The following is a 21,992-nucleotide window of genomic DNA, read 5'->3' as shown; positions in this document are numbered from 1 at the left end:
TCACCTGTCAACGCCTCCCATCACCGGGTCAATGCTGGCGACGGCCACGATCACGTCGGCGACCGAGCCGCCCTCGGCCATCGCGGCGACGGCCTGCAGGTTGTTGAAGGACGGGTCACGGAAGTGCGCCCGGTAGGGCCGCGTCGCACCGTCGGACACGGTGTGGCAGCCGATCTCGCCCTTGGGGCTCTCGATGGCGGCGTAGGCCTGGCCCGGCGGCACCCGGAAGCCCTCGGTCACCAGCTTGAAGTGGTGGATGAGGGACTCCATCGACTCGCCCATGATCTCGCGGATGTGGTCCAGGCTGTTGCCCTGGCCGTCCGATCCGACGGCCAGCTGGGCCGGCCACGCGATCTTCTTGTCCGCGACCATGACCGGTCCGGGGTTCTCGTCGAGCCGCTGGATGACCTGCTCCACGATGCGCAGCGACTGGTACATCTCGTCGATGCGGACCCGGTAGCGGCCGTAGGCGTCGCAGCTGTCGCGGACGGCCACGTCGAAGTCGTAGGTCTCGTAGCCGCAGTAGGGGTCGGCCTTGCGCAGATCGTGCGGCAGACCGGTCGCGCGCAGCACCGGTCCCGTCATACCCAGCGCCATACAGCCGGTGAGGTCCAGGTAACCGACGTCGCACATGCGCGCCTTCAGCACGGGGTTCTCGTTGAGCAGGGCCTCGAGCTCGCCGATGCCCTTGCGCACCAGCGGGATGTTCTCGCGGACCTGGTCGATGGTGCCCGCGGGCAGGTCGGCGGCGACACCGCCCGGACGGATGTACGCGTGGTTCATCCGCAGTCCGCTGATCGCCTCGAAGATCCGCAGGATCCGCTCGCGTTCGCGGAAGCCGATGGTCATGACGGTGGTCGCGCCCATCTCCATGCCACCGGTGGCGATGCAGACCAGGTGCGAGGTGACCCGGTTGAGCTCCATCATCAGCACCCGGATGGCCTGCGCCCGGGCCGGGATCTGGTCGGTGATGCCGAGCAGCTTCTCCACGGACAGGCAGTAGGCCGCCTCGTTGAAGATCGGCATGACGTAGTCCATGCGGGTGCAGAAGGTCACGCCCTGCGTCCAGGTGCGGTATTCCATGTTCTTCTCGATGCCGGTGTGCAGGTAGCCGATGCCCGCCCGGGCCTCGGTGACCGTCTCGCCGTCCAGCTCGAGGATGAGGCGCAGCACGCCGTGGGTCGACGGGTGCTGCGGACCCATGGTGACGACGATGCGCTCCTCGTGCAGCGCGGCCGCCTCGTCGACCAGGTCGTCCCAGTCGCCGCCGACGGCGTTGAGCACCGGGGTCTCGTCGTCGACGTCGTGGGTGGTGGCGCCATACGCGTCGGTTGTCGAAGTCACTTGTACGACCTCCTGTCGCTGGGCGGGGGCACCGTGGCTCCCTTGTACTCCACCGGTATGCCGCCGAGCGGGTAGTCCTTGCGTTGCGGGTGACCGGGCCAGTCGTCCGGCATCAGGATGCGGGTGAGAGCCGGGTGGCCGTCGAAGATGATCCCGAACATGTCCCAGGTCTCGCGCTCGTGCCAGTCAGCGCCCGGGTAGGTCTGCACGATCGACGGGATGTGCGGATCGGCATCGGGTGCCACGACCTCGACGCGCACCCGCTTGCTGCCGCCCGTGATCGAGATGAAGTGGTAGACGGCGTGCAGCTCGCGGGCGGTGTCCTGCGGGTAGTGCACCCCGCTCACGCTGAGGCACTGCTCGAAACGCAGCGCCGGCTCGTCGCGCAGCGCCTGCGCGACCAGCGGCAGGTGCTCGCGTGCCACGAAGAGGGTCAGCTCGCCGCGATCGACCACGACCCGCTCGACCGCGACGTCGTAGTCGCCGCCGCGCCGGGTCAGGCCGGCCTGCAAGGCGTCGGTCAGCTCGTCGAAGTAGCCGCCGTACGGCTTGCTCGCGGTGCCGGGGAAGAGCACGGGGCGGTTGAGCCCGCCGTACCCGCTGGTGTCGTTGCCGAGGGACGAACCGAACATCCCGTGCCGGTCGGCGATCGTGACCGGCTCGCCCACGGTGGTGGTCTCGACGAGCTCGTTCGGCGTCACCGCGTCGGTGGTCGTCGCCTCCGCGCTGGGCTCGTCGGGCTTCTTCTCATCGCTCATGCGAGAAGGCCTTTCATCTGATGCGTCGGCGTCGCTTCCATCGCGGCGCGCTCCGCGGCGCGTGCGGCCTCGACCCGGTTGACGCCGAGCTTGCTGTTCTGGATCTGCTGGTGCAGCTCCAGGATCGCGTTCATCAGCATCTCCGGCCGCGGCGGACAACCCGGTAGATAGACGTCCACCGGTATGACGTGGTCGACACCCTGGACGATCGCGTAGTTGTTGAACATGCCGCCCGAGCTGGCGCAGACGCCCATCGAGATGACCCACTTGGGCTCCGGCATCTGGTCGTAGACCTGGCGCACGACCGGCGCCATCTTCTGGCTGACCCGGCCGGCGACGATCATCAGGTCGGCCTGCCGGGGCGTGGCGCTGAAGCGCTCCATGCCGAAGCGGGCGATGTCGTAGTCGGGGGTGCCGACCGCCATCATCTCGATCGCGCAGCAGGCCAGGCCGAACGTGGCCGGCCACACCGAGCTCTTGCGCATGTAGCCGGCGACCTGCTCCACCGTGCTCAGCAGGAAGCCCGCAGGCAGCTTCTCTTCGATTCCCATGTCCGTAGACCTCAATCCCACTCAAGTCCGCCGCGGCGCCATACGAAGGCGTAGGCGACGAACACGGTCACGACGAAGAGCACCATCTCGATGAGCGCGAAGAGTCCCAACCGGTCGAACGAGACCGCGAACGGATAGAGGAACACCGACTCGATGTCGAAAATGATGAACAGCATCGCCGTCAGGTAGTACTTGATCGGCACGCGGCCGCCGCCCTCGGCGTGCGGGCTCGGCTGGATGCCGCACTCGTAGGCGTCGACCTTGGCGCGGTTGTAGCGCTTCGGGCCGGCCAGCGAGCTCGCGCCGAGCACCGAGAAGATGGCGAACGCGGCGCCGATGCCCGCGAAGAACAACAGCGGGGCGTAGGAGTAGTTCATTGCTTACGAGTCCTTCCGAACGTCGCTGTTCGAGCCGAGACGGTCATGCTGCGGGCACCACCCGTGACAGCATCGACATCACTCGGTCATCGAGTTTGCCACCGTGCTCGTCGCCGAGGTTGGCCATGACCTTCAACAAGAATTGCATCATCGTCTTGCGCGGCAGGCCGTAGCGCACCGCGAAGCGCATGATCTCCGGGTGCCCGATCAGCTGCGCGAAGTAGCGGCCGACGGTGAAGTAACCACCGAGCGCGTCCTTCATCACTTTCGGGTAGGACTGCAGCACCCGCTCGCGTCCGGCGTCGTCGGCGCGGCCGAACGCCTGCGCGACCACCTCGGCTGCCAGCCGGCCGGACTCCATCGCATAGGCGATGCCCTCGCCGTTGAACGGGTTGACCATGCCACCGGCGTCGCCCACCAGCAGCAGGCCGTCGGCGTAGTGCGGCTGCCGGTTGAAGCCCATCGGCAGCGCCGCCCCGCGGATCGGACCGGTGATGGTCTCCTCGTTGTAGGTCCACTCCTCCGGCATGGTGGCCACCCACCGGCGCATGACGTCCTTGTAGTCGGTCTTGCCGAACGCGCTGGAGGTGTTGAGGATGCCCAGCCCGACGTTGCTGGTGCCGTCGCCGACACCGAAGATCCAGCCGTAGCCGGGCAGCAGCACCCGCTTGCCGTTCTTGTCCTGCGACCACAGCTCCAGCCACGACTCCAGGTAGTCGTCGTCGTGCCGCGGACTGGTGTAGTAGGCGCGGACCGCGACACCCATCGGGCGGTCGTCGCGCTTGTCGCGGCCCATGGCCAGCGACAGCCGGGAGGAGTTGCCGTCGGCGGCGATGACCAGCGGCGCGCGGAAGGTCAGCGTGCGGCCGGTCGGGCGATCGTTCTCGCCCATCTCCTTGGCCTCGACACCGACGATCGCGCCGGTGCGCTCGTCACGGATGGCGCCGGCCACGTTGACGCCTTCGCGCAATCGGGCGCCGTGCTTGACGGCGTGCTTGGCCAGGATGTCGTCGAAGTCCTGGCGGGTGCGCACCAGGCCGTATGGCGGGAAGCTCGCGACGTCCGGCCAGTCCAGCTGCAACCGCATGCCGCCGCCGATGATCCGCAGGCCCTTGTTCTTGATCCAGCCGTCCGCCTCGGGCGTCGGCACGCCGAGCGTGATCAACTCACGCACGGCTCGCGGGGTCAGACCGTCGCCACAGACCTTCTCCCGGGGGAAGTGGGTCTTCTCCAACAACAGCACGTCGAGACCGGCCATTGCGAGGTAAGCGGCTGTGGCTGATCCACCGGGGCCGGCGCCGACGACGATGACGTCGGCGTTCTCGTCCAGGGCAGGGCTAACGCCGGGGAGGCTCACTCGGGTGAATCTTTCTAGCTTGTGAACGTCTTCACTAACCCATGCACTGTATTCCCAGCCAGGTCAGCGAACCTACTGAGGCGAACCTAAGTCGTCATCCAGTCGGCGGCAGGCTTGGTCGCCCGGTGCAGCGCCACAATGCCGCCGGTCAGGTTGCGCCATTCGACCGACTCCCAGCCGGCGTCCTGCATCAGCGACGCGATGCCGGCCTGGTCGGGCCAGGCCTGGATGGACTCGGCCAGATAGACGTAGGACTCGGCGTTGGAGCCGACCTTGCGGGCCACCCGGGGCAGCGCGGACATCAGGTATTCGCTGTAGACCTTGCGGAACGCACCGTTGGTCGGCGTGGAGAACTCACAGATCAGGATCTTGCCGCCGGGCCTGGTCACCCGCCGGAACTCGCGCAGCGCCTCCTCGGTGGAGTGGACGTTGCGGAAACCGAAGGACATCGTCACCGCGTCGAAGACCCCGTCGGCGAACGGCAACTGCATCGCATCGGCCGCGGTGAAGGCCATCTGCGGCCGCATCTGCTTGCCCTTGCGCAGCATGCCGAGCGAGAAGTCGGCCGGCACCACGCGCGCACCCAGGCGCTCGAACGGCTCGCTGCTGGTGCCGGTGCCCGCCGCGATGTCCAGGATCAGGTCGCCCGAACGGGGCGCGACCGACTCCACCACGACCTTGCGCCAGCGCCGGTCCTGCCCCATCGACATGACGTCGTTGGTGATGTCGTACCGCGCCGCCACCTGGTCGAACATCGTGGCGACGTCACGGGGCTGCTTCTCCAAGCTCGCACGGTTCATACGGCGCATTCTTCCGTATGCCGAGACGGCGCGGACGGGGGCCGACCGGTGACGGCGGCGTAAGGTGGCCGCTCGTGACCATGCCGTTGCCCCAATCCCATCCCGCACTGGTCGTGCGCTCGCGGCGCATCCCCGACCCGGGCGATCTGGTCTCGTTGATCCCGGCCGGCGCCGAGGCGCCGGTGAGCTGGCTGCGCGACGGGGACGGCTTCGTGGGGTGGGGCACCGCCGCCGCCATACAGACGCACGGGACGGCGCGGTTCGCCGACGCGGAGCAGTGGTGGCGCAGCATCGTGCGCGACGCGGTCGTCCGCACCGAGGTGGACCTGCCCGGCTCGGGCCTCATCGCGGTGGGGTCGTTCGCCTTCGCGGCGGCGTCCGCCGCCGGTGGCGTGCTGCACGTGCCCGAGGTCGTCGTCGGCCGGCGCAACGACGTCGCCTGGATCACCACGATCAGCACGGCCGCCGAACTGCCCGGCGCGCCGAGGTTGCAGGCCGGCCGGTGTCCGGCGGCCCCGGACGTGTCCGCCGTCGGCAGCGGTGCGCTGACCGACGCGGAATGGACCGCGGCCGTGGGTTCGGCGGTCGATCGTATCCAGTCCGGCGCGCTCGACAAGGTGGTGATGGCGCGTGACGTGGTGGTCCGCTCCGCGAGCGAGATCGACCCGCGCTACCTGTTGCGCAACCTGTCCGACTCCTACCCCAACACCTGGACCTACAGCGTCGACGGGCTGATCGGCGCGACCCCCGAGATGCTGCTGCGCCGGCAGAAGGGTCTGGTCACCTCGCGCGTGCTCGCCGGCACGATCCGGCGCACCGGCGACGACGAGCACGACCTGGCCCTCGCCGCTTCGCTGGCGCGGTCCAGCAAGGACCTCGAGGAGCACGAGTACGCGGTGCGGTCGGTTGCCGACGCGCTCTCACCGCACTGCTCGTCGATGAACGTGCCGGAGTCGCCGTTCGTGCTGCACCTGCCGAACGTCATGCACCTGGCGACGGACGTCGCCGGCGTGCTGCACGAGGACGTCTCGTCGCTCACGCTCGCCGCGTCGCTGCACCCGTCCGCGGCCGTGTGCGGCACGCCGACGCTCGCCGCACGCGACCTGATCGCCGAACTCGAGCGGATGGACCGCGGCCGGTATGCCGGACCCGTCGGCTGGCTGGATGCCGCGGGAGATGGCGAGTGGGGCATCGCTCTGCGTTGCGGCGCACTCGAAACACCGCACCGGATCAGGCTGTTCGCCGGTTGCGGGATCGTCGCCGGGTCGCAGCCCGAGTCCGAGCTGAGGGAGTCCGACGCGAAACTCGTGCCGATGCGTCAGGCGCTGGGCTGCGGCGCCTCGTAACCTTCGACGATCACGATGTCGGCCTCAGCCGCGCGTTGCCGGATGGCGCGCGCCGCGACGTAGTCCGGGGAGTTGTAGCAGTCCAGCGCTGCTTGGTAGCTCGGGAACTCGATCACCACGTTGCGGGGCCGCGCCGAGCCCTCGACACCCTCGAACCGACCACCGCGCACGACGGGATTGCCGCCGTGCGCCCGGTAGACCGGGTTCGCCGCCGCGGCATACTCCGCGTAGCTGTCGTCGTCGTGCACCTGCACGCGGCAGATCCAATATCCCTTGGCACCCATGAGGATTCCTTCGTCATCGGGGGGCTCAGCGGTTCAACAGTAGGCGCAGCGCACCCGGCAGCACCCGCGCGGTCACGGGCGCCGATGCGAGCGGATCACCGTCGGCATACGCCTCGACGCCCTCGGCCTCGATCCGCACGGTGCGCCCGCGCACGACGCTGACCTCGGGGTTGCGCACGTGGGTGCCACGGTAGAGCTGCGGCAGGGAGCGCACGAACTTCAACCGGTTGCCGGCGCCGACCATCACCACGTCGAGCAGTCCGTCCCGCACGTCGGCGTCCGGAGCGATGTGCATGCCCTTGCCGTAGTAGCCGGAATTGGCTGCGATCGCAGTGAATCCGCGATAGTCGAAGGTCTCGTCGTCGACCTGCACGCGGTAGTGCCGCGGACTGAACTGCAGCAGTCCGCGCACCGACGCCAGCTGATACTGCGCCGCCGACGGCAGCCGTCCGGCGCCGGCGTTGACCAGCTCGGACACGCGTGCGTCAACGCCCGCGTAGACGCTGCCGACCACGACGCGGCCTTCCGCCTCGATGGCGTCGACCTTCGTCTCGACGCCGCCCACCGCCAATCGGGTTGCGTCGTGGATGTTCTCGGGTATGGCGAGCTGGCGCGCGAAGTCGTTGCCACGACCGCCCGGGACGATCGCGGCGACCAGGTCGTACTTGTGCAGCGGGCCCGCCATGCTGCTGACCATGCCGTCGCCGCCGACCAGCACGCAGATCTCCCCCGCGGCCGCCGTGTCCCGGATCAGGCTCTCGGCCACCTCGATGCCGGGCGAGAAGGTGATCCGCACGGTGCCGCCGGCGTCGCCCAGGTTCGCGGCGACGTCACGTGCGATGTGCACGGCGCGTCCGCCGCCGGACAACGGGTTGGCGATCACGTGGAAGGACCGCACCGGACATCGCCTCCAGGAGTGAGAGATTCACCTCAGCATCCAGTGCGCGACTCGCCGCACGCAAGACCGCCACGCCGCTAGGCCGCCAGGAACTGCTTCCATCCGCCCGGCGGTCGAACACCGAAGGGCACCGTTCGCAGCTTGGCCAACACCGCCGGGTCCTGTGCCTCGATCCAGTCGACCAGTTGCCGGAAGGACACGATGCGGGCGTCCGGGTAGGTGGCGATCTTGCGCATCACCTGCTCGACGGCCGTCATGTAGATGCCGCCGTTCCAGCCCTCGAAGTGGTTGCCGATGATCAGTGGTGCCCGGTTGGAGTCGTAGGCGCGCCGGAAACCGGCCAGGTAGGTGTCCACCGCCTCCTGCTGCCAGCCGGGGCGCCGCGACGGTGTGCCGCGGGTGGTGCCGCCGGTCTGGTTGTACATGATGTTGTAGTCCATCGAGATCACCTGCCCGGTGTGCCCGGCGAACGGGATCGACTGCATCGACAGATCCCACAGATTGCGATCCTTCGACGGCCACATCTGGATGCCGGTCTTGCTGCTGTCGTAACGCCAGCCCAGCTTCGACGCCGTGACCCGCAGGTTGTCCGCACCCTCGAGGCACGGCGTGCGGCCGCCCACGAGTTCCTTGTCGTAGTCGAAGGGCAGCGGCGGCAGGTCGGTGAATCCGGTGGTGCTGCGCCAATGTTCGACGAAGTACTTCGCCTGCTCGATCTCACTCTTCCAGTCGGCGGGCGACCACTGCTGCACACCGCGCGGCCCACAGAAATGACCGTTGAAATGAGTGCCGATCTCGTGGCCCTCGCGCCAGGCTTCGCCGATGTTCTGGATCGTGGCGTGGATGTCCTCGTCCTCCAAATAGCCGATGTCGGAGGCGCCGACCCGGTGCCGCGGCGGGTGGTAGAGATCCTTGTGGCTGCGTGGCAGCAGGAAGAGACCGGACAGGAAGAGCGTCATCGAGGCACCGGTGTCGCGCGCCACCTCGCGGAAATGGGACAGCAGGTTGAGCCCACTGATCTCGCCGGCACCGTCCCAGGAGATCACCACGAACTGCGGTGGCGTCTGTCCCGGCACCAGGCGCTGCGCGACCGGCTGGTGCGGCTGCCGACCGGTGTCGGACGTCGAGCCGTCGCCGATCAGCCGCACGGCCGGGGACGACGAGGTGGACGCATGCGGCGTCCCGGCGGACGACCGACCGCCTCCGGGCGTATGGCGCGCCCCTGCGCCACCACCGCTGATGCCGCACCCACCGAGCACCGCCGCCGCACCGACCGCGGCACCCGCGGCCAGGGCGTCCCGCCTGGAAACCGTCGCCATCTGCTCCCCAACTCCCCTCGGGTTGCCGGACATCCCTCCGAGACGGCGATGTCCGTGACCACGGTCGCAAACCAGGCCCCGAATCCCAAGGCACCGCGCCGCGTTCGCGGCGAACGCCCGGCCGCGAGCGACGCGGTCGGTGACCGGGCGGATCGGCGGTAGACTGGGACCCGTTCAGTGAAGGGTCCGGCGCGACTGGAGGCGGGAAGTCGCGCGTCGGCTTCTGCCGACCTCCGACGCAGTGCCGAAGGGCGCTGCACGACCCGAAAGGCCTCCCCCGTGTCACCCGTCGCGTCATACCGTCACCTCTTCGGCCTGACCGGACGCACCTACATCGTCGTGGCGTTCCTCGCCCGCTTGCCCCTGGCGATGAGCCAGATGGGCGTGCTGTTGCTCGTCGCGCACACCACCGGCAGCTACGGAGCCGGTGGTGCCACGGCGGGTGCGCTCGCCGTCGCCAACGCGGCCGGTGCCCCGGTGCTCGGCGCCGTGTCCGACCGGCTCGGCCAGCGATCCGTGGTGCTCGTCCAGTCGGTCATCAGCGCCCTGGGCCTGATCGCTGTCGTGATCGCCGCCGAGAGCGGCATCTCGTGGGGGTGGGCGGCCGTCGCGGCCGCGGTCGGCGGCTTCTTCATCCCGCAGGCCGGGCCGCTGGCACGCGTCCGCTGGCGTCCGATCATCACCTCCAGCGACCGCCCCGGCTCGGCGGTCCGGCTGATCGACACCGCCTTCTCCTACGAGGGCTCGGCCGACGAGGCGTCGTTCGTGCTGGGCCCGGCCCTCGTCGGGTCGATCGCTGCGGTCGTCGACCCGGGCGTCGGCATCTGCACCGCCGCGGCCCTGCTCGCCGTCTTCGGCACGTGGTTCGCCATCCACCCGACGGCGCGGCTGCGCTCCTCCCGCACCGGGGTCGCCGCGGCCGGGCGGCTGCTGACTCCCGCGCTGGGGACGCTGCTGCTGGCACAACTGATCATCGGGATGATCTTCGGCTCGGTGCAGACCGGCACGACCGTCATCGCGACCGACGCCGGACACGGCGGGGTGGCCGGCCTCGTCCAGGCACTGCTGGGCGTCGGCAGCGTCGCGGCGGGGCTGAGCATGGCAGCGCTGCCGGCGCGGATCGGCTACGTGACCCGCTGGCGGGTGACAGCGGCCGGCCTGTTCGTGCTGGCGTCGCCGCTGCTGCTGGTGCACTCCCTGGCCCTGCTGTGCCCGGTGCTGATCGTGCTCGGGTGCTGCGTGGCGCCATACATGATCACCACCTTCACCCTCGGCGAGCAGCTGACACCTCCGTCGCGCACCGGCGCCGCGATGACGCTGCTGGCTGCCGCCACCGGACTGGGGTATGCCGTCGGCGCCGCCGTCGCCGGACGACTCGGTGACGTGTCCGGCGCGACCGCCGCGTTCGCCGTCACCGTCACCGCCGGTGGCCTCGCCTGTGTGCTCGCCGTGCTGGCCGGCCCGTTGCTGCGGCGGGCACACGCCGCCGCGCAGACCCTGCAGCCGGGCGACAACCGTCGGTCGGCGGCGACACGAGCCGCCTGAGCCCACCGTCGCCGTCCTCGGGCGACAACTGCCCGCGCCCGAGCACGCTCTAGGGTTTTGCCATGGCGTCCTCCAAGCAGACCACTGCCCTCAACCTCGCGTCGGCCGCGACGGCCGGCGTCATCACGCTGATCCAGCCCGCGCGCTTCCCGAAGTGGGCGCGGCGCGGCCTGCGCTGGGCGAACACCGCCGGGACGGCCGGGTCGCTCTTCTTCGTCGTCCGCGGTGACGACCTGCCCGACGACCACCCGCTGCACAAGGCTGTCAGCGCCAGCGACGTGCTCGCCGCCGCCACCGGCGGGCTGATGCTGGTCACCTCCGGCCTCGGTATGAAGGCCGACGACCGGATCGAGCAGTTCCTGGTCAAGCGCGGTGTGAAGCACCCGCGGCTGCTCATGGCAGCGGGCGTCGTCGCCGTCCTGTTCGCCGTCAAGACCGTGCAGGACCGGGCACGGCACGACGCACCGGCGGCCACCGCACCCACCGGCCCGAAAGCGCCGCCGAGCGCCAAGCCGGCCAACCCGGCGTTGCCGACGTCGACGTCCGGTCCCGACGCAGCGACCGAGACCGAGCGCGACAGCCGTCCCGAAGAGACCCGATGACAGGAACCCGATGACGACGTTCGAGTTCGCCGACGTCGAGGACGCCGCGCGCCGGCTGGACGGCGTCGCACACCGCACACCGGTCGTGACCTCGGCACGGCTGGACGCCGAGCTGGGCGTCTCACTGCACGTGAAGTGCGAGAACCTGCAGCGGATGGGCGCTTTCAAGTTTCGCGGCGCCTACAACGCGCTCAGCCGGCTGGACGATGCGGCACGCGCCGCCGGGGTCGTCGCCTTCTCCTCTGGGAATCACGCGCAGGCGGTGGCGTTGGCCGCCCGGCTGTTGGGCATGCCGGCGACGATCGTGATGCCGACGGACGCGCCGAGGATCAAGCTCACCGCCACCAAGGGGTATGGCGCCGAGGTCGTCCTCTACGACCGGCAGACCGAGGACCGTGCGGCGATCGCCGCCGAGTTGGCCGCGCGGGACGGTCGCACCGTCATACCACCGTTCGACCATCCGCACATCGCCGCCGGGCAGGGCACCGCGGCCCTGGAGTTGCTGGAGGAGGTGCCGGATCTCGATGTCGTGATCGCACCGCTCGGTGGCGGCGGACTGCTCAGCGGCACGGCCGTCGCGGTCCGCGGGAAGCGAGGTGGGACAAGGGTCTTCGGCGCAGAGCCGGCCGCCGGTGACGACGGCAAGCAGTCGTTCGACGCAGGGCACATCGTCCGCATCCCGGTGCCGCAGACGCTGGCTGACGGTGCCCAGACCACGGCGCTGGGCGAGTTGACCTTTCCGATCATCCGCGAGCTCGTCGAGGACATCGTGCGAGTCGGTGATGATGAACTCGTGGCGTCGATGCGGTCACTGGCGCACACCTGCAAACTGGTCGTCGAGCCCACCGGGGCACTGGCGCTGGCCGCGGCCCGCACGCTGGCTCCGGACATGCCAGGCGCGAAGGTCGGGGTGATCCTGTCCGGCGGCAACATCGACCTGGATCGTTTCGCCGGCCTGCTGTCGTCGCGCTGAGACTCCCTCAGCGCACGTGGTGCCAGGCAAGGACCGCGATCGACGCCAGGAAGATCAGCGAACCCACGAACGCGAACGGCCGCCCGGCACGACCGATCGCTTCGGCGACGGGCGGTCGCGCACCGAGCTCGACCATCCTTTCTTCGGGTGAACGGCGCAACGTGCCCAGCCGGAACCGCACCGATGCGAGCTGCGTTGCGAACGGAACATAGACAGAGATCACCAACAGTGCCAGCGGAATTCGGATCCAGAAGGCGCGATAGACCTGCTCCGCCCACAGCGCGACCACGAGTAGGACGATGGCCAGCACGGCTGCGATCAGCTGGCTGCTCACGGTCAGAGTGCGCGCGCGGCTGGTGCTCTGCGCGGCTGCCCGGATCAGCCAGCGCAGCTGACCTTGTTGCATGCGCCGGCGCACCCACCACGCCCAAGCAACGCCCGCCACCAGCAGGGGCAACTCGATCCAGATCCGCACGGCTGGCAGCCTACGGCCCGCTCGTCCGGCAAGCTGGGCGTATGCCGGACGACACCACCATCGAGCCCCTCGACGCACTGCGCCGGATCGCGTTCCTGCTGGAGCGATCCCGTGCAGGCACCTATCGCCTCAAGGCCTTCCGTCAGGCGGCCGACACCGTGGTGGCGACACCGCGCGACGAGCTCGAGAACCGCGCACGGGCGGGCACCCTCGCCGAGTTGCCGGGCATCGGGAAGTCGACCGAGGCGGTCATCCGGGAAGCACTGGGCGGCGACCGGCCGGCATACCTGACCAGCCTGGAGGAGAAGTCACCCGAACGCCTGGCCGACGGCGGCGAGCGCTACCGGGAGGCGCTGCGCGGCGACTGCCACAGCCACTCCGACTGGAGCGACGGCGGCTCACCGATCCCCGAAATGGTCGCGACCGCAATGGAACTCGGCCATGAATACCAAGTGTTGACCGATCATTCACCGTCGTTGCGGGTGGCCAACGGGCTCAGTGCCGAGCGGCTGACCAAGCAGTTGGCACTGATCGACCGGATCAACGAACGCACCGGTGACTTCACGCTGCTCAAGGGGATCGAGGTCGACATCCTGGACGACGGCACCCTCGACCAGACCGACGCCATGCTCGACAAGCTCGACGTACGCGTCGCGTCCGTGCACTCGAAACTGAAGATGGCCAAGGCGCCGATGACCCGCCGGATGATCGGCGCGGTCCGCAACCCGAGCACCAACATCCTAGGCCACTGCACCGGACGGATGGTCGACGGCGAACGCCGCGGCAAGGCGCTGCGGCGCGAGCAGTCCAGCTTCGATGCAGCGGCGGTCTTCGCCGAATGCGCCGCGCACGGTGTCGCGGTCGAGATCAATTCCCGGCCCGAACGCCAAGACCCGCCGGACGATCTGATCGCGCTCGCGCTCGACGCCGGCTGCCTCTTCTCCATCGACAGCGACGCCCATGCGCCCGGGCAGTTGGACTTCGTGGAGTACGGCTGCGAACGCGCCGAACGGCTGCAGATCCCGCTCGAACGCATCGTCAACACCTGGCCCAAGAGGGACCTGCTGCGCTGGGCGGCGAGGTCCTGAGGACCTCGTTTTGGCGGATCGCCCAACGCTCCTTTATAGTTCTCTAGTCCTCGACACCAGCCGAGGTGCGCTGAGCGACAGGACTGGTCGTCGAAGATGTAGTCCCCATCGTCTAGCGGCCTAGGACCCCGCCCTTTCACGGCGGTAGCACGGGTTCGAATCCCGTTGGGGATACGCATCACTCATGGTGATGATGCAGGATGCAGGAAGGCCGCAAGGCCCCGTAGCGCAGTTGGTTAGCGCGCCGCCCTGTCACGGCGGAGGTCGCGGGTTCGAGTCCCGTCGGGGTCGCCATCCCTTCTCGGAGGGACGTTAGACAGCCACAAGGCCAGATAGCTCAGTTGGTAGAGCGAGCGACTGAAAATCGCTAGGTCGGCGGTTCGACCCCGTCTCTGGCCACCACGGTCGCACTGGCCGCACAACGGACCCGTCCTCGGACGGGTCCGTTGTCGTCTGCGGACTGCGGGTCGGTCGGTATGCCGGCCGGCCCGGCCTCAGACCAGGCCCGCCTTCGAGGCGAACACCGCCAGCCGCACGCGCCCTTCGATGCCGAGCTTGCGCTGGGCCGCGGACAGATGCGTCTTGACGGTCGCCTCCCCGACATACAGCCGGGCGCCGATCTCCTGGTTGCTCAGCCCCTCGCCGACGAGTTGCACCACCTCGAGCTCGCGTTCGGTGAGCATGCCGATCGCCTCGCGCGCCGCGGTGTGTTCGCTCGTATGACGGTCGTTGATCTGCTCGAACACCCGGCGCACGCTGCGTGGCGACAGCGCGCCGTCACCGGCATGGACGTTGCGGATGGCGGCGATGATGGTGGGCGCCGGGGCGGTCTTGAGCAGGAAGCCGGCTGCACCGGCCGAGATCGCCCGCATCACCACGTCGTCGGCGTCGAACGTCGTCAGCACGATCACCCGCGGCGTCTGGGGCAGCGCACGCAGCGCCGCGGTTGCCGCGATGCCGTCGAGGCGCTGCATGCGCACGTCGAGCAGGACGACGTCCGGGAAGTGTCGCTGCACGGCTGCGACCGCCTCGTCGCCGTCGCCCGCAGTGCCGACCACCTCGATGTCGTCGGTGCTGGACAGGATCAGCTCCAGCCCCGCACACACCAGCGGGTCGTCGTCGATCAGCAGCACCCTGATCGGCTGCACCTGCGCGTCACTCACCAGTGGCTCCTCTCGATCGCCAGGGCAGCCGGACCAGCGTCCGGAAGGCGCCCTCGTCGTCCACCCACACCCACGACTCGCCGCCGGCCTGCTGCACCCGCTCGTGCATGCCGGTCAGCCCGTTGCCGGGCCGGATGGTGTGGTCGGCCGGGTCGGGCGCCCGGTTGGCCGTGCCGATCTGCAGCCCACGCTCCGGGCCGCCCTCGATCTGCAGCCGGACCGGTGCGCCGGGGGCGTGCTTGCGTGCGTTGGTGAGCAGTTCCTGGGTGATCCGGTAGGCGCTGCGACCGACCTGGTCGTGCAGGTCGGCGCCGTGATCGAGGAAGACGGTCGCCGCGACGGGGCTGCCGGCCGCCAGCGACTCGTCGATCAGCCGGGGAAGGTCGACCAGCGTCGGCAGCGTGGCGCTGATGTCCGGGGAGCCCGGCTGCCGCAGCACCGCGAGCAACGAACGCAGGTCGTCCATGGACTCCTGGGCGCCCTCCCGCACCAGTGCGGCGCTCCGGGCCAGCTTGGGGTCCTCGGCGGCCAGCTCCAGACCGGAGGCGTGCAGCGACAGCAGCGACAGCCGGTGGCCGAGCACGTCATGCACCTCCCGGGCGATCCGTTCGCGCTCTGCCTGGCGCGCCACCTCCTCACCCAGCGCGTGCAGTTTGGTCTCGGCGCGGCCTTCCTTGACCTCGCTCACCCGCAGCGCCCTGCGGCTGCGCACCAGCATCGCGGCCCCGACCGTGATCGCGAGCAGGATCACCGTCTCCAGCACCACGAGCCACCACGGAAAGCGCGTGGCGTCGTCCATCGAGAACATGCTGCGGGCCCACGACGACACCTGACTGCCGGTGCCGTCGCGCCATACGCTCGCCAGCTCCGCACCGGTCGCCACGGCCAGGCAGGCCCACAACCAGGGCCCCGACGCGACGAGCAGCAGGGCATACAGCGCGAACAGCGGGGTGATGGCGTCCAGCGGCAGGGCGATGGTCAGCGTGCTGATGCCGAGGGAGATCCACACCGGCCACCGGTGCCGCCAGACGAGCGCGACACCGGCGAGAACACCGACCAGGCCGAGGAGGATGAAGCGGCCGGACGACTGAGTCGCATCGGCGACCGCGCGGTCGGTGATGCCGTCGTGGCGGTACTGCACGTATGCCGACGTGCTGATCTGCGTGCCGGCGCACAACAGCACGATCACGGTGGTGACCGCGCCACGCCGCACGCGCGACGATCGCCACCAGGATGCGTCGGCTGCGGTCGTCATGGCCGCACTCTAGGGCCCGCCTCGGACGGCGCATATCCACCGGTCGGCGATCACCACCTCCCCCGTTCGGCGGAGGTATGTCGAGCCGGTCGCCGGAAGTGCGCCACCCCGCCGCCGCGGTCCACTGAGGCCATCGGAGAACGACAAGCGGAGGAGCACCCGATGACCCAGCACGACGGCCCCGACCACGGCGCCCACAACACCTCACGACACCAGCAGCAGAACCCCACCCAGTGGAGCGGCCAACCGCCGTACGCCGGCGGGCCCTACCCGCCCGTGCCGCCCGGTCCGGCACCCAAGAAGGCCAACTGGTTCGCCCGGCACAAGATCCTGACCGGGCTGTGCGGGCTGGCCGCCGTCGTGGTGATCGCCACGGCGGCCACCGCGAGTGGCGGGGCCTCCGACCCGGCTCCGACCACCACAGCCTCGCACTCTGCGGCCGGCTCGGCGGACGGCTCTGCGGCCGGCGGCAGCGCGGCGCCGGCGAAGTCCGCCACCTCGGCGAAGCCGACGAGCGCAGCCGCCGAGCCGGCGAAGGACACCGCGCCGGGCATCGGCGACCCGGTGAAGTCGGGCAATCTGCAGTTCACCGTCACCAAGGTGGTGCGCAACCAGGCCCAGGTCGGCCAGGACTTCATGGCGCAGAAGGCGCAGGGCCGCTTCACGCTGGTGTACGTCACGGTCCGCAATGTCGGCAACGACTCCGAGACGCTGCTGGATTCGGAGCAGAAGATCAAGGACGCCGACAACAAGACCTACAGCCCCGACAGCGGTGCCGAGCTGGTGATGGACGACAACGACGTCTGGCTGGCGCAGATCAACCCGGGCAACGCCGTCGACGGCATCCTGGTCTACGACATGCCGGTCGGCGTGCAAGCCACGGCCATCGACTTCAGCGGAGGCCTGTTCAAGGACAGCAAGACCGTCCGGTTGCACTGACCGGAGGTCCGAGACACACCGCCAGGACCGGCGCATGGGCCCGATCGGCACAGCCGATGTTCTAATCGGGCCCATGCGTCTTCTGCATCCCCGTCTCGGCCTCCTCGTCCTGCCGCTGCTGCTCGCGGCCTGGCCGGCCGGCACGGGACAGGCCCTGGCCCACGCTTCGCTGGTCGGTTCCAATCCCGCCGCGGGCACCGACCTGCGCGCGGCGCCGACGTCCCTGCGGCTGACGTTCAGCGACGGCATCAACGCGACCGGCACGGCCATCCAGGTCACCGATGCATCCGGCGCGCAGCTGCAGCTCGGTGAACCGGTCGTCAACGACACCGTGGTCACGCAGCGACTCAAGGCGACCACGACGCCGGGCACCGTCCGGGTCGTATGGCGGGTGACGTCCTCCGACGGGCATCCGGCCACCGGCAACTTCAACTTTTCGGTCGACGCGGCAGCAGCCAGCACGCGCAGTCCGGACACGAGCGCCGGCAGGACCGCCGGGACGGGCAGTTCCAGCGCCACCGGCGGGCTCGAGCGCAGCAGCGGGTCGACGTCGGACGACACCAGCTACTCCACGTCGGTGCCGACCTTCCAGCGCCCGACCGACCGGACCAACAACGAGCCGCTGCTGATCATCGTCCTGACGGTCGCCGCGCTCATCGTGGTCGGCGGTGTCGCGGCGCTGATCCGGCTGCGCTCCCGGGACGACGACTCCGACCTGTGACCCGCCCCGTCATCGGATCTGCGCGACAGGTGCCGGTCGATGCTGGGAATGTCCGGCGGCTGAGGTACCGTTTACCTCACGACATAGACCGAGGATCCCGGGGTCCGAGGGCGGTCTCGCGCATGCGCGGGTTCCCGTCGGGTCGCACCCCGGCAACACACACGAGGGGGTCTCGCCATGGGGCGCGGCCGGGCCAAGGCAAAGCAGACCAAGGTAGCCCGGGAGTTGAAGTACTTCTCTCCCGACACGGATCTGAATGCACTCGAGCGCGAACTTCGCGCGAAGTCTCAGCACGGTGCGGAGGAAGCCGACGAGTCGCGTGATGACGACGACTACGGCGACTACGCCGACTGGGCGTCGCACCGCGATTGACCCTGCCCCCTGCTGACCGGGGGCACCACACCACACTCACCGCATCCACGGACCGTCGGTCCGTGGATCGGTCTGTTCCGCCCATCCTGGGTATGACGCACCCGCCGCGACTGCACGTCGCGGCGTGCAGTCACTCCCTCAGCCGTGGACACCGATCAGCTGAGCCCCGCCGGACTGCGCGCCCTTCGCGCCGCTGACGATCTCGACGCCGCTGGCATCGACCTCGTCGGTGGCCCGGACGGTGCCCATGACCCAGCTCGGCAGGTCACGCGCGGCCAGCAGCGCGAGCGCGTCGTCGACGGCCGCCTCGGGAAGCACCACGGCGAAGCCGACGCCCTGGTTGAGGGTGCGCTCGATGTCCTCCTGGGGGACGTTGCCCAGCTCGCCGATGACCGAGAAGACCGCCGGCGGCGTCCAACTGCTGCGGTCGACCACGGCGGTCAGCCCGGTCGGCAGCACCCGGGCCAGGTTGGCGGCCAATCCCCCGCCGGTCACGTGCGAGAGGGCGTGCACCGGCAGCTCCCGGACCAGCTGCAGCAGGTCGGCGGCATACACCCGGGTCGGCGTGAGCAGCTCCTCACCGAGGGTGCGGCCGAACTCCGGCACGTCGCGGTCCAGCGACCAGCCGGCCGACGCGATGACGCGACGCACCAGCGAGAACCCGTTGGAGTGCAGCCCGCTGGACGGCACCCCGAGCACCACGTCACCGGCCCGCACCAGGTCGGGGGTGAGCAGGTCGGCCCGTTCGACGGCGCCGGTGGCGGCACCGGCCACGTCGTACTCGCTCGGCTCCAGCAGTCCCGGGTGCTCGGCGGTCTCGCCGCCGACGAGGGCCACGTTGGCCTGCTCGCACGCGGCCGCGATGCCCTGCACGATCGCGGCGATGCGTTCAGGCACCACCTTCCCGGTGGCGATGTAGTCGGTCATGAACAATGGCTCGGCGCCGCACACCACGATGTCGTCGACGACCATGCCGACCAGGTCGAAGCCGATGGTGTGGTGCACGTCCATCGCCTGGGCGATGGCAACCTTGGTGCCCACGCCGTCGGTGGACGTCGCCAGGACCGGGTGCGCGAACCGGGCGATCGCGGACGCGTCGAAGAGGCCGGCGAAGCCGCCGAGGCCGCCGATCACCTCCGGCCGGGTGGCGCGGCGGACCGACTCCTTCATCAGCTCGACCGCCTTGTCACCCGCCTCGACGTCGACACCGGCTGCGGCATACGTGATCTGCGGGGAGTCGGTCATCGGAGTCCTTCGGGGGTATGACGGATCAGGGCTGCAACAGGGAGTTCTCGGCGCCACCGGACAAACCGATCGACACACCCTCGGCGTCGCTGCGCCGGTCCTGGTCGGCGACGTCGATGGAGCTGTCGTGTCCGGTGCGCACGTCGATCGGCAGCGTCTCCAGCACGTGCTTGCCGATCCGGCCGTCCTCGGGCAGTTCGATCGGGTATTCGCCAGTGAAACAGGCACTGCACAGCTCCCGCTTCGGCTGCTTGGTCGCGGCGATCATGCCGGCCTCGGAGATGTAGCCGAGCGAGTCGGCGCCGATGGACGAGCAGATCTCCTCCACACCGAGGCCGGTCGCGATGAGTTCGGCGCGGGTGGCGAAGTCGATGCCGTAGAAGCAGGGCCACTTCACCGGCGGCGAGGAGATGCGGACGTGCACCTCGGCCGCGCCCGCCTCGCGCAGCATCCGGATCTGGGCGCGCTGGGTGTTGCCGCGCACGATGGAGTCGTCGACGACCAACACCCGCTTGCCCTTCACCGCGTGCTGCAGGGCGTTGAGCTTCAGCCGGATGCCGAGCTGGCGCAGCGTCTGACTGGGCTGGATGAAGGTGCGGCCGACATAGGCGTTCTTCACGAAGCCCTGGCCGAACGGTATGCCGGACTCCTGCGCGTAGCCGGTCGCGGCGGGCACCCCGGACTCGGGGACGCCGATGACGAGGTCGGCATCCACCGGGTGCTCGCGGGCGAGCACCCGGCCCATCTCCACTCGCGCCTCGTGCACGACGCGGTCGCGAATGACGGCGTCCGGGCGGGCCAAGTAGACGTATTCGAAGACGCAGCCCTTGGGGGTCGGGGTGGCGAACTTGTGGCTGCGCAGCCCGTATTCGTCGATCGCGATGAGTTCACCGGGCTCGACCTCGCGCACCACGCTGGCGCCGATCGTCTGCAGCGCTGCCGTCTCGGACGCCACGACCCACCCCCGGTCGAGGCGGCCGAGGGCGAGCGGCCGGACGCCATACGGATCGCGGGCGGCATACAGGGTGTGCTCGTCCATGAAGACGAAGCAGAAGGCGCCGCGCAGCTTGGGCAGCACCTCCAGGGCGGTCTCCTCGAGCGGCTTGTCGGGGTTCTCCGAGAGCAGCGCGGTGACCAGCGCGGTGTCGGAGGTGTTGCCGCGGGCGAGTTCGCCACGGGCCGCGCGACCGTCCAGTTGCTCGTCGACCAGCTCCCGCAGCTCCGCCGAGTTGATCAGGTTGCCGTTGTGGGCCAGTGCCACCGTGCCGCGGTCGCTGCCGCCGAGGGTCGGCTGGGCGTTCTCCCAGGTGCTGCCGCCGGTGGTCGAGTAGCGGGTGTGGCCGATGGCCAGGTGGCCGCGCAGCGACGTCAGGCTCGACTCGTCGAAGACCTGCGACACCAGCCCCATGTCCTTGTAGACGACGACGGTCGTGCCGTCGGAGACAGCCATGCCGGCGGCTTCCTGGCCGCGGTGCTGCAGGGCATAGAGCCCGAAATAGGTGAGTTTGGAGACCTCTTCACCGGGAGCCCAGACACCGAAGACACCGCATTCGTCCTGGGGTGCCTTCTCACCGGGGAAGAGATCGTGCGTCAGCCGTCCATCTCCACGCGCCACGCCACCAGTGTGACACGGCGGGCGGACTGCTCGGTCACGGGCGGTTCAGCAGGCGCTCCAGGATCAACCCGACGATCGCCCCGGCGAGCGCACCGATCGCGGCCAGTAGAGCGCCGATGAGCGCGACACCCGTGCGGGTGGAGTAGCCCGCGGTCTGCGGGCCGGTGCTGCCGATGATCGCGCCGACGATCAGACCGAGGACCGCTCCGGTGATGATGAACCGCAGGAAGTTGGGGGTACGGCGCACCCGGCGCCGGACCACGCGTGGGTTCCGCTGCGGGCCGGTCGGTCGTTCCTGCTCGTTCACGCCCAGAACGGTAACCGCGCGCGCTCAGTGGTATGTCGCCGCCCTGCGCGGGGCGACCTCGCACATCGCGTTGTTACCGGCGCGTAGAGACGCGGCGGCGAGCGCGATCGCGACTCGTTAGGGTGAGGCGCTAGTTGATCCCGTCCGGCGAACGCTCCGTCGGATCACCGTCGAACTCAGAGGTATTGCTCATGGTGTGGCTGATCCTGGCCCTGATCATTGTCGTGCTGGCCGTCGTCCTGTGGCTGCTGCTGCGCGACCCGAAGGGCGGTCGCTCGGTTGGCATCGACGGCGTGACCAGTGATCACAAGCTGAGCAGCGCAGAGCCGGCGGTCGATCCGGGGCAGCTCGCGAGCGCCGCGCCCGCCCAGGACTCGGTCGACACCCATGACGAGCCGGCCACCAGTGTGCAGCCGGCGGCCAGTGCGTCGATCACCGAGTCGGTGGCCGAACCGCCTGCGAAACCGGCAGCCGAGCCGGCTCCGGAACCGGTCGCCGAGCCGGCCGCCGACGACTGGGACGCCCCGCCGCCCGCACTCGAGGAGACGCCCGCGGCCACCTCCGCCGGCGACGACTGGGACGCCCCGCCGCCCGCACTCGAGGAGACGCCCGCGGCCACCTCCGCCGGCGACGACTGGGACACCCCGCCACCCGCACT

23 protein-coding genes, 3 tRNA genes and 1 pseudogene are annotated in these 21,992 nt (G+C 69.8%); 12 read left to right on the top strand and 15 right to left on the bottom strand.

Annotation, left to right across the window (positions count from 1 at the left end):
• The 6 genes from ACTHL4_RS14380 to ACTHL4_RS14355 all read right to left on the bottom strand — a co-directional run bounded on the left by ACTHL4_RS14380 (position 1) and on the right by ACTHL4_RS14355 (position 5,187).
• Positions 1-1,344: an NADH-quinone oxidoreductase subunit D gene (locus ACTHL4_RS14380; RefSeq protein WP_440283447.1), complete on the bottom strand. Its 1,344-nt coding sequence runs from the start codon at positions 1,342-1,344 to the stop codon at positions 1-3.
• Positions 1,341-2,102 carry an NADH-quinone oxidoreductase subunit C gene (locus ACTHL4_RS14375; RefSeq protein WP_440283446.1) on the bottom strand — a complete coding sequence of 254 codons (762 nt, stop codon included), beginning with the start codon at positions 2,100-2,102 and terminating at the stop codon, positions 1,341-1,343. Before ACTHL4_RS14375 ends, ACTHL4_RS14380 begins: the two co-directional genes overlap by 4 nt.
• Positions 2,099-2,653 (bottom strand): NuoB/complex I 20 kDa subunit family protein, encoded by a 555-nt coding sequence (locus ACTHL4_RS14370; RefSeq protein WP_440283445.1) that lies wholly within the window; start codon positions 2,651-2,653, stop codon positions 2,099-2,101. Before ACTHL4_RS14370 ends, ACTHL4_RS14375 begins: the two co-directional genes overlap by 4 nt.
• Before the next feature lie 11 nt (positions 2,654-2,664).
• Positions 2,665-3,030 carry an NADH-quinone oxidoreductase subunit A gene (locus tag ACTHL4_RS14365; protein ID WP_440283444.1) on the bottom strand — a complete coding sequence of 122 codons (366 nt, stop codon included), beginning with the start codon at positions 3,028-3,030 and terminating at the stop codon, positions 2,665-2,667.
• 43 nt (positions 3,031-3,073) lie between these two features.
• Positions 3,074-4,387, bottom strand: coding sequence for a geranylgeranyl reductase family protein (locus tag ACTHL4_RS14360; RefSeq protein WP_440283443.1), 1,314 nt, complete (start codon positions 4,385-4,387; stop codon positions 3,074-3,076).
• A gap of 86 nt (positions 4,388-4,473) precedes the next feature.
• Positions 4,474-5,187 carry a demethylmenaquinone methyltransferase gene (locus ACTHL4_RS14355; RefSeq protein ID WP_440283442.1) on the bottom strand — a complete coding sequence of 238 codons (714 nt, stop codon included), beginning with the start codon at positions 5,185-5,187 and terminating at the stop codon, positions 4,474-4,476.
• An 80-nt stretch (positions 5,188-5,267) separates the two neighbouring features.
• Between ACTHL4_RS14355 and ACTHL4_RS14350 the strand changes: the two genes are divergently transcribed.
• The gene (locus tag ACTHL4_RS14350; protein WP_440283468.1) at positions 5,268-6,533 is read left to right on the top strand and encodes an isochorismate synthase; all 1,266 of its coding nucleotides are present in this window, start codon (positions 5,268-5,270) and stop codon (positions 6,531-6,533) included.
• Here the strand turns inward: ACTHL4_RS14350 and ACTHL4_RS14345 are convergent.
• The 3 genes from ACTHL4_RS14345 to ACTHL4_RS14335 all read right to left on the bottom strand — a co-directional run bounded on the left by ACTHL4_RS14345 (position 6,506) and on the right by ACTHL4_RS14335 (position 9,034).
• Positions 6,506-6,817: a DUF1330 domain-containing protein gene (locus ACTHL4_RS14345; protein WP_440283441.1), complete on the bottom strand. Its 312-nt coding sequence runs from the start codon at positions 6,815-6,817 to the stop codon at positions 6,506-6,508. The genes ACTHL4_RS14350 and ACTHL4_RS14345 overlap by 28 nt on opposite strands.
• Before the next feature lie 25 nt (positions 6,818-6,842).
• Complete coding sequence (locus ACTHL4_RS14340; protein WP_440283440.1) at positions 6,843-7,715, bottom strand: diacylglycerol/lipid kinase family protein; 873 nt, start codon at positions 7,713-7,715, stop codon at positions 6,843-6,845.
• A gap of 77 nt (positions 7,716-7,792) precedes the next feature.
• Positions 7,793-9,034 carry a hypothetical protein gene (locus ACTHL4_RS14335; RefSeq protein ID WP_440283439.1) on the bottom strand — a complete coding sequence of 414 codons (1,242 nt, stop codon included), beginning with the start codon at positions 9,032-9,034 and terminating at the stop codon, positions 7,793-7,795.
• Positions 9,035-9,313: 279 nt separating this feature from the next.
• On the opposite strand from ACTHL4_RS14335, the gene ACTHL4_RS14330 reads away from it, so the two are divergent.
• From ACTHL4_RS14330 to ACTHL4_RS14320, 3 genes are all read left to right on the top strand, one after another.
• Complete coding sequence (locus ACTHL4_RS14330) at positions 9,314-10,579, top strand: MFS transporter (RefSeq protein WP_440283438.1); 1,266 nt, start codon at positions 9,314-9,316, stop codon at positions 10,577-10,579.
• A gap of 62 nt (positions 10,580-10,641) precedes the next feature.
• Complete coding sequence (locus ACTHL4_RS14325) at positions 10,642-11,181, top strand: hypothetical protein (RefSeq protein ID WP_440283437.1); 540 nt, start codon at positions 10,642-10,644, stop codon at positions 11,179-11,181.
• A gap of 10 nt (positions 11,182-11,191) precedes the next feature.
• Positions 11,192-12,154: a threo-3-hydroxy-L-aspartate ammonia-lyase gene (locus ACTHL4_RS14320; protein WP_440283436.1), complete on the top strand. Its 963-nt coding sequence runs from the start codon at positions 11,192-11,194 to the stop codon at positions 12,152-12,154.
• A gap of 7 nt (positions 12,155-12,161) precedes the next feature.
• On the opposite strand, the gene ACTHL4_RS14315 is transcribed toward ACTHL4_RS14320, so the two are convergent.
• Positions 12,162-12,629, bottom strand: coding sequence for a hypothetical protein (locus ACTHL4_RS14315; protein ID WP_440283435.1), 468 nt, complete (start codon positions 12,627-12,629; stop codon positions 12,162-12,164).
• A 41-nt stretch (positions 12,630-12,670) separates the two neighbouring features.
• Between ACTHL4_RS14315 and ACTHL4_RS14310 the strand changes: the two genes are divergently transcribed.
• The 4 genes from ACTHL4_RS14310 to ACTHL4_RS14295 all read left to right on the top strand — a co-directional run bounded on the left by ACTHL4_RS14310 (position 12,671) and on the right by ACTHL4_RS14295 (position 14,119).
• On the top strand, positions 12,671-13,717 hold the full coding sequence (locus ACTHL4_RS14310; RefSeq protein ID WP_440283434.1) for a PHP domain-containing protein: 1,047 nt from the start codon (positions 12,671-12,673) through the stop codon (positions 13,715-13,717).
• Between the two features lie 101 nt (positions 13,718-13,818).
• Positions 13,819-13,891 (top strand) — tRNA-Glu (locus ACTHL4_RS14305).
• A gap of 43 nt (positions 13,892-13,934) precedes the next feature.
• Positions 13,935-14,011 (top strand) — tRNA-Asp (locus ACTHL4_RS14300).
• A 32-nt stretch (positions 14,012-14,043) separates the two neighbouring features.
• A tRNA-Phe gene (locus ACTHL4_RS14295) sits at positions 14,044-14,119 on the top strand.
• Between the two features lie 92 nt (positions 14,120-14,211).
• Here the strand turns inward: ACTHL4_RS14295 and ACTHL4_RS14290 are convergent.
• Together ACTHL4_RS14290 and ACTHL4_RS14285 are read right to left on the bottom strand one after the other, a co-directional pair.
• Entirely contained in the window at positions 14,212-14,880 is a 669-nt protein-coding gene (locus ACTHL4_RS14290; RefSeq protein ID WP_440283433.1) for a response regulator transcription factor, read from the bottom strand.
• Positions 14,873-16,135 (bottom strand): sensor histidine kinase, encoded by a 1,263-nt coding sequence (locus tag ACTHL4_RS14285; RefSeq protein WP_440283432.1) that lies wholly within the window; start codon positions 16,133-16,135, stop codon positions 14,873-14,875. The genes ACTHL4_RS14290 and ACTHL4_RS14285 overlap by 8 nt, the downstream gene beginning before the upstream one ends.
• A 162-nt stretch (positions 16,136-16,297) precedes the next feature.
• Here ACTHL4_RS14285 and ACTHL4_RS14280 point away from each other — a divergent pair, with 162 nt between their 5' ends.
• From ACTHL4_RS14280 to ACTHL4_RS14270, 3 genes are all read left to right on the top strand, one after another.
• Positions 16,298-17,074, top strand: coding sequence for a DUF4352 domain-containing protein (locus ACTHL4_RS14280; RefSeq protein ID WP_440283431.1), 777 nt, complete (start codon positions 16,298-16,300; stop codon positions 17,072-17,074).
• Positions 17,075-17,147: 73 nt separating this feature from the next.
• Entirely contained in the window at positions 17,148-17,795 is a 648-nt protein-coding gene (locus ACTHL4_RS14275) for a copper resistance CopC family protein (protein ID WP_440283430.1), read from the top strand.
• 225 nt (positions 17,796-18,020) lie between these two features.
• Complete coding sequence (locus ACTHL4_RS14270) at positions 18,021-18,167, top strand: DUF3073 family protein (RefSeq protein ID WP_440283429.1); 147 nt, start codon at positions 18,021-18,023, stop codon at positions 18,165-18,167.
• A 138-nt stretch (positions 18,168-18,305) separates the two neighbouring features.
• On the opposite strand, the gene purM is transcribed toward ACTHL4_RS14270, so the two are convergent.
• From purM to ACTHL4_RS14255, 3 genes are read right to left on the bottom strand one after another with little or no spacing between them, the layout of a single operon-like run.
• Positions 18,306-19,412 carry a phosphoribosylformylglycinamidine cyclo-ligase gene (gene purM, locus ACTHL4_RS14265; RefSeq protein ID WP_440283428.1) on the bottom strand — a complete coding sequence of 369 codons (1,107 nt, stop codon included), beginning with the start codon at positions 19,410-19,412 and terminating at the stop codon, positions 18,306-18,308.
• A gap of 25 nt (positions 19,413-19,437) precedes the next feature.
• On the bottom strand, positions 19,438-21,027 hold the full coding sequence (purF, locus tag ACTHL4_RS14260) for an amidophosphoribosyltransferase (protein ID WP_440283427.1): 1,590 nt from the start codon (positions 21,025-21,027) through the stop codon (positions 19,438-19,440).
• A 34-nt stretch (positions 21,028-21,061) separates the two neighbouring features.
• The gene (locus tag ACTHL4_RS14255; protein WP_440283426.1) at positions 21,062-21,334 is read right to left on the bottom strand and encodes a hypothetical protein; all 273 of its coding nucleotides are present in this window, start codon (positions 21,332-21,334) and stop codon (positions 21,062-21,064) included.
• 191 nt (positions 21,335-21,525) lie between these two features.
• On the opposite strand from ACTHL4_RS14255, the pseudogene ACTHL4_RS14250 reads away from it, so the two are divergent.
• A pseudogene (locus ACTHL4_RS14250) lies at positions 21,526-21,992 on the top strand (hypothetical protein); the annotation flags it as partial.

The organism is Flexivirga sp. (assembly GCF_051955415.1).
Classification (GTDB): domain Bacteria; phylum Actinomycetota; class Actinomycetes; order Actinomycetales; family Dermatophilaceae; genus Flexivirga.
Note: the sequence above shows the minus strand (reverse complement) of the source record. Positions and strands in the feature narration are given on the sequence as shown.

Excerpts from the sequence above, each read along its gene's own strand:
- ACTHL4_RS14355 (WP_440283442.1), bottom strand. The coding sequence starts at position 5,187 with ATGAACCGTGCGAGCTTGGAGAAGCAGCCCCGTGACGTCGCCACGATG.
- ACTHL4_RS14350 (WP_440283468.1), top strand. The coding sequence starts at position 5,268 with ATGCCGTTGCCCCAATCCCATCCCGCACTGGTCGTGCGCTCGCGGCGC.
- ACTHL4_RS14335 (WP_440283439.1), bottom strand. The coding sequence starts at position 9,034 with ATGGCGACGGTTTCCAGGCGGGACGCCCTGGCCGCGGGTGCCGCGGTC.
- ACTHL4_RS14325 (WP_440283437.1), top strand. The coding sequence starts at position 10,642 with ATGGCGTCCTCCAAGCAGACCACTGCCCTCAACCTCGCGTCGGCCGCG.
- purM (WP_440283428.1), bottom strand. The coding sequence starts at position 19,412 with ATGACCGACTCCCCGCAGATCACGTATGCCGCAGCCGGTGTCGACGTC.
- ACTHL4_RS14285 (WP_440283432.1), bottom strand. The coding sequence starts at position 16,135 with ATGACGACCGCAGCCGACGCATCCTGGTGGCGATCGTCGCGCGTGCGG.
- ACTHL4_RS14275 (WP_440283430.1), top strand. The coding sequence starts at position 17,148 with ATGCGTCTTCTGCATCCCCGTCTCGGCCTCCTCGTCCTGCCGCTGCTG.
- ACTHL4_RS14280 (WP_440283431.1), top strand. The coding sequence starts at position 16,298 with ATGACCCAGCACGACGGCCCCGACCACGGCGCCCACAACACCTCACGA.
- ACTHL4_RS14375 (WP_440283446.1), bottom strand. The coding sequence starts at position 2,102 with ATGAGCGATGAGAAGAAGCCCGACGAGCCCAGCGCGGAGGCGACGACC.
- ACTHL4_RS14320 (WP_440283436.1), top strand. The coding sequence starts at position 11,192 with ATGACGACGTTCGAGTTCGCCGACGTCGAGGACGCCGCGCGCCGGCTG.
- ACTHL4_RS14370 (WP_440283445.1), bottom strand. The coding sequence starts at position 2,653 with ATGGGAATCGAAGAGAAGCTGCCTGCGGGCTTCCTGCTGAGCACGGTG.
- ACTHL4_RS14365 (WP_440283444.1), bottom strand. The coding sequence starts at position 3,030 with ATGAACTACTCCTACGCCCCGCTGTTGTTCTTCGCGGGCATCGGCGCC.
- ACTHL4_RS14310 (WP_440283434.1), top strand. The coding sequence starts at position 12,671 with ATGCCGGACGACACCACCATCGAGCCCCTCGACGCACTGCGCCGGATC.
- ACTHL4_RS14345 (WP_440283441.1), bottom strand. The coding sequence starts at position 6,817 with ATGGGTGCCAAGGGATATTGGATCTGCCGCGTGCAGGTGCACGACGAC.